Source organism: Pseudomonas sp. FW305-28, assembly GCF_017351395.1.
GTDB classification, from domain to species: Bacteria; Pseudomonadota; Gammaproteobacteria; order Pseudomonadales; family Pseudomonadaceae; genus Aquipseudomonas; species Aquipseudomonas fluorescens_AA.
Window position 1 is genome coordinate 1 of the sequence record NZ_JACNDD010000178.1, and the last position, 12,743, is coordinate 12,743.

Below are 12,743 nucleotides of genomic sequence, written 5' to 3' on the forward strand. Positions count from 1 at the left end.
TGCTTCGCAGCCGAGCGGGAGCAAGCTCCCTCGCCACAAAAGCCCGCCCACCATGATCCTGGGGTTACAGGTCGCCGTAACCCAACGAACGCAGCGCACGCTCGTCATCGGACCAGCCGCCCTTCACCTTGACCCACAGGTTGAGCATGATCTTGGAGTCGAACAGCAGCTCCATGTCCTTGCGCGCCTCGGTGCCGATGCGCTTGATGCGCTCGCCCTTGTCGCCAATGATGATTTTCTTCTGGCCGTCACGTTCGACGAGGATCAACGCATGGATGTGCAGGGTCTTGCCCTGTTGCTTGAACTCCTCGATCTCGACCGTGATCTGGTAAGGCAGCTCGGCGCCCATCTGGCGCATGATTTTCTCGCGCACCAGCTCGGCGGCGAGGAAACGGCTGCTACGGTCGGTGATCTGGTCTTCAGGGAAGAAATGATCGTTTTCCGGCAGGTGTTCGGCAATCACCCGCTCCAGCGCGTCGAGGTTATGGCCGTGCTGGGCAGAGATCGGGATGATCTGGGCATTGGGCAACTGTTCCTGCAGCCAGGTCAGGTGCGGCATCAGTTCAGCCTTGTCTTCGATGCGATCGGTCTTGTTCAGCGCCACGATCAACGGCCCTGTCACGTACTGGACGCGCTCGAGGACCATCTGGTCTTCTTCGGTCCATTTGGTGCGGTCGACCACGAAGATCACCACGTCGACGTCTTTCAACGCCGCCGAGGCAGTCTTGTTCATGTAGCGGTTCAAGGCCTTTTCGCCACCCTTGTGCATGCCCGGGGTGTCGACGTAGATCGCCTGCACGGCGCCTTCGGTCTTGATGCCCAGCATGTTGTGGCGGGTGGTCTGGGGCTTGCGCGAGGTGATCGCCAGTTTCTGGCCCAGGATGTGGTTCAGCAACGTGGACTTGCCCACGTTCGGCCGACCGACAATGGCGACATAGCCGCAGCGGGTGACGGTTGTATCAGTCATTGCCATTCTCCACGCCCAGGGCAATCAGTGCTGCGGCGGCCGCTACCTGTTCGGCAATACGACGACTCACACCCTGACCCCGGCTTTTCTCATTCAGTAGGACAACTTCGCATTCGACGAAGAAGGTTCGGCAATGCGGCTCACCCTGGATATCCACCACTTCGTAGCGCGGCAGTTCGCAACTGCGCGATTGCAGGAATTCCTGCAAACGGGTCTTCGGATCCTTGTTGGTGTCCACCAGCGTCAGGCTGTCGATCTCGGAAGTCAGCCAGGCCAGCACGCGTTCGCGCGCCATGTCCATGCCGGAGTCCAGGTAGATCGCGCCAATCAACGCTTCCAGGGCATCGGCCAGGATCGACTCGCGACGGAAACCGCCGCTTTTCAATTCACCGGAGCCCAGGCGCAGGTATTCGCCCAGGTCGAAACCACGGGCCAGTACGGCCAGGGTCTCACCTTTTACCAACCGCGCGCGCAAACGCGACAACTGGCCTTCGCGGGCCAGCGGGAAGCGCTCGAACAGCGCCTCGCCGGCCACGAAGTTGAGGATGGCATCACCGAGGAATTCCAGGCGCTCATTGTTGCGCCCGGCAAAACTGCGGTGAGTGAGGGCCAGGAGCATCAGGTCCGGGTCCTTGAAGGTGTAGCCGAGCTGACGCTCGAGACGGCTTAGAGAAACGCTCACGGTTTACCCACGCTGAGTTCGTGGCTGGATTCCACCGCCAGGGTGGCAAGGCACCGTTGGCTTGGGACAATTAACGCTGTGTTCAAAAATGACGTCCTGACTATCGTTGGCTTCATGCCTCCGGGCAACCTTGTGCAGGCTCCAGAAAAGCATTCGGCGCTGTGTTCAACAGCGCCGTGTGTGATTACTTGATCAGGCCAACCCGCGAGAAATTCGGCAGGTGGCTGAGTTTGGGTTCCGGCCAGCTCATCCAGACCGCAAAGGCCTTGCCGACGATGTTTCGGTCCGGGACCATGCCCAGCAGGTCCTTGGGAATGTTCGGATCATCCCAGTAACGGCTGTCGTTGGAGTTGTCGCGGTTGTCGCCCATCATGAAATAGTGCCCCGCCGGCACGGTCCACGAACGGTCCGGCGTTGCGCGGTAGCGGCTCATTTCCTTGCGGATCAGGTGTTCGGCCTCGCCGAGTTTTTCCCGGTAGAGTTCGGCACTGCCCAGCGTACCCGGCTCGGAGCCGAGCAATTGTTCGGCCACTGATTCGCCATTGACGAACAGACGCTTGTCGGCGGTGTAGCGGATCGTGTCGCCCGGCAAACCGACCACGCGCTTGATGTAGTTGACGTTCGGGTCGCTCGGGAAGCGGAACACCATGACATCGCCACGCTGCGGGTCACCCACCTCGATGACTTTCTTGTCGATCACCGGCAGGCGGATCCCGTAGGAGAACTTGTTCACCAGAATGAAATCGCCCACGTCCAGGGTCGGCTTCATCGAGCCGGACGGGATCTGGAACGGTTCCACCAGGAACGAGCGCAGCACCAGCACGATGAACAGCACCGGAAAGAACGACTTGCCGTATTCGACCAGCAGCGGTTCCTTGTTGAGCTTTTCGACCACCACGCCATCAGGCTGGCTGACGCTGCCCTGATAAGAGGCGATGGCCGCCCGGCGCCGAGGCGCCAGGAACAACAGATCAAGCAACGCCAACAGGCCGCAGACAAACACGGCGATAACCAGCAACAGCGGGAAATTTAGCGACATAGGACCTAACTATCCAACCTGAGCACCGCAAGGAAGGCTTCCTGTGGAATTTCCACGTTACCGACCTGCTTCATGCGTTTTTTACCGGCCTTCTGCTTTTCCAACAGCTTGCGCTTACGGCTGACGTCGCCGCCGTAGCATTTGGCCAATACGTTCTTTCTGAGCGCCTTGACGGTTGTACGCGCCACAATCTGCCCGCCAATGGCGGCCTGGATTGCCACATCGAACATCTGCCGCGGAATCAGTTCCTTCATCTTCTCGGTCAATGCACGACCTTTGTAGTGCGCGTTGTCACGGTGCACGATCAATGCCAGGGCATCGACTTTCTCACCGTTGATCAGCACATCCAGCTTCACCAGATTAGCCGATTGGTAACGATCGAAATGATAGTCCAGCGAAGCATAGCCGCGACTGGTGGATTTGAGGCGGTCGAAGAAGTCCAGCACCACTTCGTTCATCGGCAGGTCGTAGGTCACCTGGACCTGCGTGCCGAGGAACAGCATGTCGTGTTGCACACCGCGTTTCTCGATGCACAGGGTAATGACGTTACCCAGGTGCTCCTGAGGCACAAGGATGTTGGCCCGCACGATCGGCTCGCGCATGTCTTCGATGGCCGACAGGTCCGGCAGCTTGGACGGGTTGTCGACGTAGAGGGTTTCGCCGTTCTTGAGCAGCAGCTCGAAGATTACCGTCGGTGCCGTGGTGATCAGGTCCAGGTCGTACTCGCGCTCCAGGCGCTCCTGGATGATTTCCATGTGCAGCATGCCCAGGAACCCGCAGCGGAAGCCGAAGCCCAGGGCGTCGGAGCTTTCCGGAGTGTATTGCAGGGACGAGTCGTTCAGGGTCAGCTTTTGCAGGGCTTCGCGGAAATCCTCGAAGTCGTCGGAACTGACCGGGAACAGGCCGGCATAGACCTGCGGCTGGATGCGCTTGAAACCGGGCAGCACATCGACGTCGGGGGTGGAGCTCAAGGTCAGGGTGTCGCCGACCGGCGCCCCGTGGATGTCCTTGATGCCCGCGATGATGAAGCCCACTTCACCGGCCTTCAGGTCGACGGTGGCGGTATGTTTCGGGTTGAAGACCCCGACGCTGTCCACCAGGTGGATCTTGCCGGTGGACTTGACCAGGATCTTGTCGCCCTTCTTCACGCGGCCATGGCGCACGCGAACCAGGGAGACTACGCCCAGGTAGTTGTCGAACCAGGAGTCGATGATCAACGCCTGCAGCGGATCTTCGATGTTGCCGGTTGGCGCGGGAATGGTGGTGACCAGGCGTTCGAGCACTTCATCCACGCCCAGGCCGGTCTTGGCGCTGCAGGTGACCGCGTCGGTGGCGTCGATGCCGATGATTTTCTCGATTTCTTCCTTCACGCGGTCCGGATCGGCCTGGGGCAGGTCGATCTTGTTCAGCACCGGCATGACTTCCAGGCCCTGCTCGATGGCCGTGTAGCAGTTTGCGACCGACTGGGCCTCGACGCCCTGGCCGGCATCGACCACCAGCAATGCACCCTCACAGGCCGCCAGCGACCGGCTGACTTCATAGGTGAAGTCGACGTGGCCCGGGGTATCGATGAAGTTCAGCTGATAGGTGACGCCGTCGCGGGCCTTGTAATAGAGGGTAACGCTGTGGGCCTTGATGGTGATCCCGCGCTCGCGCTCGAGGTCCATGGAGTCCAGGACCTGGGCTTCCATTTCACGCTCGGCCAGGCCGCCGCACATCTGGATGAAGCGATCAGCCAGCGTCGACTTGCCATGGTCAATGTGGGCGATGATGGAGAAATTGCGGATATGACTCAAATCACTCACGGATCAACACTCAAAAAGGCTGCAGGCATGGCCCGCCGAAAAATAGCCGGGAATTGTACCTGATACACCGCGCAAGCGTCACGTTCGCCTGTCGATGAGCTCTTGTGGCGAGGGAGCTTGCTCCCGTTGGGCTGCGAAGCGGCCCTCGATTTACCCGCCACGGCGATATGTCAGGCAGACGGTAGGGGACTGCTGCGCAGTCCAGCGGGAGCAAGCGCCCTCGCCACAGGAGCCCGCTCGCCACGTTGGATGTAGCTCAACCCGCCCGACGCAGCAACCAGAGCCCGGCCAACGCGCAGACACCGGCGGGGACCAGCACCGCGAACAGCGGCGAGAAACCGAACACCAGGCTCGACGGCCCCAGCAGATCCTGGGCGATACGGAAGGTGAAACCTACCAGTACGCCAGTAAACACCCGTTGACCGAGGGTCACCGAACGCAGCGGGCCGAAAATGAAGGAAATCGCCATCAACACCAGGGCGGCGGTGACCAGCGGTTGCAACACCTTGACCCAAAAAGCCAGCCAGTAGCGGCCATTGTTCAGGCCCTGGTCCGCCAGATAGTGGATATAGCCCCACAAACCGGTAATCGACAGCGATTCCGGCGCCATCACCACGGTACTGAGCAACTGCGGGCTGATCGACACGTCCCAACGCTCTTGCGGGGCAGCGACCACTTCGGTGCGCTTGTCATGGAACAGGGTGGTGGTGACATCACTCAATTGCCAGTGGTCCTCGGCGAAGTTCGCGCGCTTGGCGAAGCTCGATGACAGCATGTGCCGCTGGTCGTCGAAACGATAGCGGGTCACGCCATAGAGGATGCCATTGGGCTGGACCGAGTTGATGTGGATGAACTCGTCGCCCTGGCGGTGCCACAGGCCGTGCTTGGCGCTTTGCGCATCACCGCCGCCCTGGGCCAGGGAACGGTTGGCCTGGGCGGTGTTCTCGGTGGCCGGGGCGATGTATTCGCCGATCAACACACCCACCAGCATCAGCACCAGCATCGGCTTCATCACCGCCCAGACGATCCGACCAATGGACACGCCTGCGGCGCGCATGATGGTCAGCTCGCTGTTGCTGGCCAGGCTGCCCAGGCCGATCAGGCAGCCGATCAGCGCCGCCATCGGCAGCATGTCGTACAGGCGCCTAGGCGCGGTCAGCAGCACGTAGCTCGCCACGTCCGTGAGGGTATAGGTGTCGCTGACGTCGCTCATTTCATCGATGAAGGCAAACAGGGTCGCCAGGCCAAGGATGATCCCCAGCACCGCGAGAATCGCCATGAACACGCTGCTGCCGATGTAGCGGTCGAGTTTAACCACGGGCCACCTCCAGCGCGCTGCGACGACTGGCCAGTTTCAGGCGCAGGGGTTCCCAATAGAGCAGCCCCAGGCCGATGGCCAGGAAGATGCCATGCACCCACCACAAGCCCAGCCCTGGCGGGATCTTGCCCTTCTCCAGGGCGCCGCGTGCGGAAATCAGGATGGTCAGGTAAGCCATATACAGGAGAATCGCCGGCAGCAACTTGAGGAAACGACCCTGGCGCGGGTTGACCCGCGACAGCGGGACCGCCATGAGGGTCACGATGAACACCAGCAACGGCAACGACAGGCGCCATTGCAGCTCGGTGCGGGCACGAATGTCCTTGTTGCCCAGCAGGCTGGCGGTGGGCATCGCGTCGCGGTCGGTGACTTCGTCGCTGACCTCGGGCTTGGGCAACAGCACGCCATAGGTGTCGTACTTGATGGCCCGGTAGTCGGCCTGCCCCGGCTTGCCATCGTAGCGATAGCCATTGTGCAGGATCAGGTAGCGGTTGCCGTCGGGGTTGATTTCCTGCCGGCCCTTCTCGGCCACCAGCACGGAAATGCCACGGTCCTTCTTGGAGTCCGAAGACAGGTTCTTTTGTGTAATGAAGACGCCGCCCAGGTCGATCCGGTCATCCGAGAGCTGTTCGGTGTAGGTCACCCGCGTGCCGTCGCGCAGGGCCTGGAAACGCCCTGGCACCAGGGTGTCGAATTCGGTCATGGCGTCCTGCTGGTTGATCAGCAGCTGGAATTGGTTGGCGCCCTGGGGCGACAGGCTCAGGCTCAGCCAGGCCACCACCAGCGCCACCAATGTGGCCGGGAACAGGGTCATGCGAAACAGCCGTTGCTGGCTCATGCCGGTGGCCGACAACACGGTCATTTCGCTGTCCAGGTACAAGCGCCCATAGGCCAGCAAAATGCCGAGGAACAACCCCAGCGGCAGGATCAATTGCAGGAAGCCCGGCAGGCGGAACCCCATGATCAGGAACAGGGAGCCCGGATCCAGGGCGCCGGAGGCCGCCTGGGCAAGGTACTTGATGAAGCGTCCGCTCATGATGATGACCAGCAGCACGGCGCTCACGGCGCTCAGGGTCAGCAGGACTTCGCGGGATAGATAACGAAAGACGATCAAACCAGACACTCCAAGGTTGTCAGGCTAAGGCGGCCAAACAAGCAAACGTATCGAGCCGGTCCGCCAACGCGAACCGCCGAAAAAAGAGCCGCATTATCCTGTGATTGGAGGCGCCTGTCACTTCGCACGCTTTAAACCGCTGCTTAAAGCCAAAAGTTAGCGCCGTCGAGGGTTGTCAGGCTCGGGCGCCGGGGTTCAAACTGCGGCCTTTGTCGCCGGCAAGCACCGGCGCTTCTTTTATATAGAAGAAGCTCGCTCAGCGCGCCATTGTGTCGGCGCCTGGCCTCTTGACCATTCACTCAGGGATCCGGACATGGAACTGGTTGTAAAAAGCGTCAGCCCAGAAACGTTGAAAACCGCCACGCTGGTGGTTGCCGTCGGTGAAAACCGCAAGCTCGGCGTCGTCGCCACCCAGCTCGACAGCCTGAGCGGCGGTGCCATCAGCGCCGTGCTCAAGCGCGGCGACCTGGCCGGCAAGGTCGGCCAGAGCCTGTTGCTGCACAGCTTGCCCAACCTCAAGGCCGATCGGGTGCTGCTGGTGGGCGTGGGCAAGGACGCCGAACTGGGCGACCGTCCGTTCCGTAAAATCATCGCCGGCGTGTTGGGCACCCTCAAGGGCCTGGGCGGCGCTGATGCCGTCCTGGCGTTGGACGAGTTGGTGGTCAAGGGTCGCGACAGCTATGGCAAGAACCGCCTGCTGGCGGAAACCCTGGTGGACGGCGAATACCAGTTCGACCAGTTCAAGAGCCAGAAAGCCGAACCCCGCGCCCTGAAGAAAATCACCCTGCTGACCATCAAGGCCGCCCAGGCTGAAGTCCAGCGTGCCGTGACCCACGCCACCGCGATTGCCAACGGCATGGCCTTCACCCGCGACCTGGGCAACCTGCCGCCGAACATCTGCCACCCGACGTTCCTCGGCGAACGGGCCAAGGCACTGGGCAAGGAGTTCAAGGGCCTGAAAGTCGAAGTCTTCGACGAGAAGAAGATCAAGGACCTGGGCATGGGTTCGTTCTATTCCGTCGGCCAGGGCAGCGCCCAGCCGCCACGCCTGATCGTCATGCAATACAACGGCGGCAAGAAGTCCGAGAAGCCTTACGCGCTGGTCGGCAAGGGCATCACCTTCGACACCGGCGGCATCAGCCTCAAGCCAGGCGCCGGCATGGATGAAATGAAGTACGACATGGGCGGCGCCGCGAGCGTGTTCGGCACCCTGCGCGCCGTGCTCGAACTGCAACTGCCGATCAACCTGGTGTGCATCCTGGCCTGCGCCGAGAACATGCCCAGCGGTACGGCCTCGCGTCCGGGCGACATCGTCACCACCATGAGCGGCCAGACCGTGGAAATCCTCAACACCGACGCCGAAGGCCGCCTGGTGCTGTGTGACGCCCTCACCTACTCCGAGCGCTTCAAGCCGCAAGCGGTGATCGACATCGCCACCCTGACCGGCGCCTGCGTCGTCGCCCTCGGTGCCCACACCTCGGGCCTGCTGGGCAACAACGACGAACTGATCGGCCAATTGCTCAGCGCCGGCCAGCAAGCCGACGACCGCGCCTGGCAGTTGCCCTTGTTCGACGAGTACCAGGAACAACTGGACAGCCCGTTCGCCGACATTGCCAACATCGGCGGCCCGAAAGCCGGGACCATCACCGCAGCCTGCTTCCTGTCGCGTTTCACCAAGAACCTGAACTGGGCGCACCTGGACATCGCCGGCACGGCCTGGACCAGCGGCGGCAAGGACAAGGGCGCCACCGGTCGTCCAGTGCCCCTGCTGACCCAGTACCTGCTGGACCGCGCCAAGGCCTGACACCAATGACCGTCGTTGGCGTCGCCCTCGGGTGGTGCCAGCGACGGCTCAGGAACCGCAATGACCAAAGTCGATTTCTATATCCTGCCCAGCGCCGATCCGTCGGCGCGGCTGGATTTCGCCTGCAAGCTCGTCGAAAAGGCCTGGCGCATGGGACACCGCATCTACCTGCATTGCAGCGATGCCACCCAGCGTGATGACCTGGACGCACGCCTATGGGCTTTCAAGGGCGAGAGTTTCGTGCCCCACGGCCCGGCCGAAAGCGAACCCGAGGGATTGATCGTGCTGGGGCTGGGAGATGACTGCGGCCAGCACCAGGACCTGTTGGTCAACCTCGACCTGAAAGTACCGGCCTTTGCCCAGCGCTTCGCCCGTGTGGCGGAAGTGGTGGTGGAAGACCCGGCCATCCGACAAGCCGCGCGGGAGAGTTTCCGTTTCTACCGCGAACAGGGCTATCCTCTGCAAGACCACCGTTTACAGCGACTCTGAGCCCTACGATGGACACTCCAAAATCGCCACAAAAGCCCGCACACCTGCTGGATGACCTCGAGTCGATCCGCCAGTTGCTCGGCGACGACAACCTGCAACCGCCACTGCTGACCGACACGGTCGTGCACGAGCCGGTGCATGACGAGCAGATTCCCCTGCTGTTCGATCCGATCAACGGCCAGCCCGAACCCGAGCCTGCCGCCAAGGCCGAAGCCAAGGGCCCCGACGCCCTGCTGCACCTGGACCGCGAATTGCGCGCTGCGGCGCAGTTGATCATGCAAGACGTCATCGACGACTTCGCCCCGCACATCGAAACCGAGATCAAGCGCCGGCTGGATGCGCGGATGGAGCGGTTGCTCAGCCACTACGAGTAGGTTTTCCTGCCTCACAGTGGACACCTTGTGGGAGCCGAGCTTGCTCGCGATGGCGGCGGATCAGTTGCATCAATGCTGGATGTGCCGCCGCCATCGCGAGCAAGCTCGGCTCCCACAGGGTTCGACAGTGCCCACAAACTCTGCGCCCGGCGCCTCCAGCCTGTGGCTTGCACCAGCCCCGCCCGCTATACTTCCCGGCTTTTCCTGAATAAATGCCAATAGGGTCCCGCCGCGCATGGATAAGACCTACCAGCCGCACGCCATTGAAACTTCCTGGTACAACACCTGGGAGTCCGAGAATTATTTCGCTCCGCAAGGCGCGGGCGATTCCTACACCATCATGATCCCGCCGCCGAACGTCACCGGCAGCCTGCACATGGGCCACGGCTTCAACAACGCGATCATGGACGCCCTGATCCGTTTCCGTCGCATGCAAGGTCGCAACACCTTGTGGCAGCCGGGCACCGACCATGCCGGTATCGCCACGCAGATGCTGGTGGAACGTCGCCTCGAAGCCCAAGGCCAGAATCGCCACGACCTGGGCCGCGAGAAATTCCTCGAGAAAGTCTGGGAATGGAAAGACGAGTCCGGTGGCAACATCAGCCGCCAGATCCGTCGCCTCGGCTCGTCCGTGGACTGGAGCCGCGAGCGCTTCACCATGGACGACGGTCTTTCGGAAGCGGTGAAGGAAGCCTTCGTGCGCCTGCATGAAGACGGGCTGATCTATCGCGGCAAGCGCCTGGTCAACTGGGACACCAAGTTGCACACGGCCATTTCCGACCTCGAAGTGGAGAACCACGACGAGAAAGGTTTCCTGTGGAACCTCAAGTACCCGCTGGCCGACGGCGCCAAGACCGCCGAAGGCAAGGATTACCTGATCGTCGCCACCACGCGTCCGGAAACCATGCTGGGTGACGCCGCCGTGGCGGTAAACCCGAACGACGAGCGCTACCAGGCACTGATCGGCAAGTTCGTCGAGCTGCCCCTGGTTGGCCGTCGCATCCCGATCATCGGCGACGATTACTGCGACCCTGAATTCGGCACCGGCTGTGTGAAAATCACCCCGGCCCACGATTTCAACGACTACGAAGTCGGCAAGCGCCACAACCTCCCGCTGCTGAACATCTTCGACAAGAACGCCAACGTGTTGCCGGCGGCCCAGGTGTTCAACCTCGACGGCACGCTGAACGAAAACGTCGACGGCACGCTGCCGGCCGAATACGCCGGCCTGGACCGCTTCGAGGCGCGCAAGCAGATCGTCGCGGCATTCGAGGCTGCCGGCCTGCTGGTCAGCGTCGACGATCACGCCCTGAAAGTCCCGAAAGGCGACCGCTCCGGCACCATCATCGAGCCGTGGCTGACCGACCAGTGGTACGTGTCCACCAAACCGCTGGCCGAGCCGGCGATTGCCGCCGTGGAAGACGGCCGCATCCAGTTCGTGCCCAAGCAATACGAAAACATGTACTTCTCGTGGATGCGCGACATCCAGGATTGGTGCATCAGCCGTCAGCTGTGGTGGGGCCATCGCATCCCGGCCTGGTACGACGAATCGGGCAAGGTCTATGTCGGCCGCGATGAAGCCGAAGTCCGCGCCAAGCACAACCTCGGGCCGGACGTCGCCCTGACGCAGGACAACGACGTCCTCGACACCTGGTTCAGCTCGGGCCTGTGGACCTTCTCCACCCTGGGCTGGCCGCAACAGACCGAGTTCCTGAAGAAATTCCACTCCACCGACGTGCTGGTCACCGGTTTCGACATCATTTTCTTCTGGGTCGCCCGGATGATCATGATGACCATGCACCTGATGAAGAACGAAGACGGTACCCCGCAAGTACCGTTCAAGACGGTCTACGTTCATGGCCTGGTGCGCGACGGCCAGGGCCAGAAGATGTCCAAGTCCAAGGGCAATGTCCTGGACCCGCTGGACATCATCGACGGCATCGACCTGGAAACCCTGGTGCAGAAACGCACCTCCGGCCTGATGCAGCCGAAACTGGCGAAGAAGATCGAGAAGGCCACCCGCGAAGAATTCGCCGAGGGCATCGCCAGCTACGGCACCGATGCCCTGCGTTTCACTTTCTGCTCGCTGGCGTCCACCGGTCGCGACATCAAGTTCGACATGGGTCGCGTCGAAGGCTATCGCAACTTCTGCAACAAGATCTGGAACGCCGCGCGCTACGTGCTGGATAAAGGCGAAGACTGCGGCCAGAACGGCGAAGCCTACGAGCTGACCCTGGCCGATCGCTGGATCATTTCCCAGTTGCAACGCACCGAAGCCGAAGTGACCCGCCAACTGGACCAGTTCCGTTTCGACCTGGCCGCACAAGCCTTGTACGAGTTCATCTGGAACCAGTACTGCGACTGGTACCTGGAGCTGTCCAAGCCGGTGCTGTGGGACGAAAACGCACCGGTCGAGCGCCAGCGCGGCACCCGTCGCACCCTGGTTCGCGTACTGGAAGTGGCCCTGCGCCTGGCGCATCCGTTCATGCCGTTCATCACCGAGGAAATCTGGCAGCGCATCGCACCGCTGGCGGGCATCCAGGGCAAGACGATCATGCTGCAACCGTGGCCGGTGGCCAACGAGACCCGCATCGATCCGGCAGCCGAAGACGACATCGAATGGCTCAAGACCTTCATGCTGGGCCTGCGTAACATCCGCGCCGAAATGAACATCGGCCCGGGCAAGCCGCTGGCTCTGTTCCTGAAGAATGCCAGCGCCGAAGACCTGCGCCGCCTCAACGAAAACGAAGCGCTGCTCAAGAAGCTGGCGAAGCTCGAGTCGGTGACGGTACTGGCCACCGGCGAAGAAGCACCACTGTCCGCCACCGCCCTGGTCGGCGAGATGGAAGTGCTGGTGCCGATGGCTGGCCTGATCGACAAGGCCGCCGAACTGGCGCGCCTGGACAAGGAAATCCTGCGCCTGAAGGGTGAAGTGCAGCGGGTCGGCGGCAAGCTGTCCAACGCCGGTTTCGTCGACAAGGCTCCGGCCGAAGTCATCGAGAAGGAACGGGCCAAACTGGCCGAGGCCGAACAGGCCCTGGGCAAGCTGGCCGAACAGCATGGGCGGATCTCCAGCCTGTAACGGCGGTTCGTCACTGAAGAAGGAGGCCCTGGTGGCCTCCTTTTTTCTGCCTGGCACTTTCTTACTCAT

The 12,743-nt window shown here is 61.8% G+C and carries 10 protein-coding genes; 4 read left to right on the forward strand and 6 right to left on the reverse strand.

Going from position 1 to position 12,743, the window contains the following annotated elements:
• Nucleotides 1–64: 64 nt before the first annotated feature.
• The 6 genes from era to lptF all read right to left on the reverse strand — a co-directional run bounded on the left by era (nucleotide 65) and on the right by lptF (nucleotide 6,925).
• Entirely contained in the window at nucleotides 65–967 is a 903-nt protein-coding gene (gene era / locus J4E53_RS27070) for a GTPase Era (protein WP_003205264.1), read from the reverse strand.
• Nucleotides 960–1,649 (reverse strand): ribonuclease III, encoded by a 690-nt coding sequence (rnc, locus tag J4E53_RS27075; protein WP_060740811.1) that lies wholly within the window; start codon nucleotides 1,647–1,649, stop codon nucleotides 960–962. Before rnc ends, era begins: the two co-directional genes overlap by 8 nt.
• A gap of 184 nt (nucleotides 1,650–1,833) precedes the next feature.
• Nucleotides 1,834–2,688, reverse strand: coding sequence for a signal peptidase I (gene lepB / locus J4E53_RS27080; protein WP_060740810.1), 855 nt, complete (start codon nucleotides 2,686–2,688; stop codon nucleotides 1,834–1,836).
• 5 nt (nucleotides 2,689–2,693) lie between these two features.
• Entirely contained in the window at nucleotides 2,694–4,493 is a 1,800-nt protein-coding gene (lepA, locus tag J4E53_RS27085; protein WP_060740809.1) for a translation elongation factor 4, read from the reverse strand.
• A 256-nt stretch (nucleotides 4,494–4,749) separates the two neighbouring features.
• A complete protein-coding gene (lptG, locus tag J4E53_RS27090; protein WP_060740808.1) occupies nucleotides 4,750–5,811 on the reverse strand; it encodes an LPS export ABC transporter permease LptG in 1,062 nt (353 codons plus the stop codon).
• Complete coding sequence (lptF, locus tag J4E53_RS27095; protein ID WP_103310911.1) at nucleotides 5,804–6,925, reverse strand: LPS export ABC transporter permease LptF; 1,122 nt, start codon at nucleotides 6,923–6,925, stop codon at nucleotides 5,804–5,806. The genes lptG and lptF overlap by 8 nt, the downstream gene beginning before the upstream one ends.
• A gap of 313 nt (nucleotides 6,926–7,238) precedes the next feature.
• On the opposite strand from lptF, the gene J4E53_RS27100 reads away from it, so the two are divergent.
• From J4E53_RS27100 to J4E53_RS27115, 4 genes are all read left to right on the forward strand, one after another.
• Nucleotides 7,239–8,729 carry a leucyl aminopeptidase gene (locus J4E53_RS27100; RefSeq protein WP_060740806.1) on the forward strand — a complete coding sequence of 497 codons (1,491 nt, stop codon included), beginning with the start codon at nucleotides 7,239–7,241 and terminating at the stop codon, nucleotides 8,727–8,729.
• A 60-nt stretch (nucleotides 8,730–8,789) separates the two neighbouring features.
• Nucleotides 8,790–9,218 (forward strand): DNA polymerase III subunit chi, encoded by a 429-nt coding sequence (locus J4E53_RS27105; RefSeq protein ID WP_060740805.1) that lies wholly within the window; start codon nucleotides 8,790–8,792, stop codon nucleotides 9,216–9,218.
• Between the two features lie 8 nt (nucleotides 9,219–9,226).
• Entirely contained in the window at nucleotides 9,227–9,592 is a 366-nt protein-coding gene (locus J4E53_RS27110) for a hypothetical protein (protein ID WP_060740804.1), read from the forward strand.
• Nucleotides 9,593–9,827: 235 nt separating this feature from the next.
• Nucleotides 9,828–12,674, forward strand: a complete 2,847-nt coding sequence (locus J4E53_RS27115; protein WP_060740803.1) for a valine--tRNA ligase — start codon at nucleotides 9,828–9,830, stop codon at nucleotides 12,672–12,674.
• Nucleotides 12,675–12,743: the final 69 nt, after the last annotated feature.

Bases quoted from the DNA above. Each gene is read 5' to 3' on its own strand.
- era (WP_003205264.1), bottom strand. From the start codon at position 967: ATGACTGATACAACCGTCACCCGCTGCGGCTATGTCGCCATTGTCGGT.
- lepB (WP_060740810.1), bottom strand. From the start codon at position 2,688: ATGTCGCTAAATTTCCCGCTGTTGCTGGTTATCGCCGTGTTTGTCTGC.
- J4E53_RS27100 (WP_060740806.1), top strand. From the start codon at position 7,239: ATGGAACTGGTTGTAAAAAGCGTCAGCCCAGAAACGTTGAAAACCGCC.
- J4E53_RS27105 (WP_060740805.1), top strand. From the start codon at position 8,790: ATGACCAAAGTCGATTTCTATATCCTGCCCAGCGCCGATCCGTCGGCG.
- J4E53_RS27110 (WP_060740804.1), top strand. From the start codon at position 9,227: ATGGACACTCCAAAATCGCCACAAAAGCCCGCACACCTGCTGGATGAC.
- J4E53_RS27115 (WP_060740803.1), top strand. From the start codon at position 9,828: ATGGATAAGACCTACCAGCCGCACGCCATTGAAACTTCCTGGTACAAC.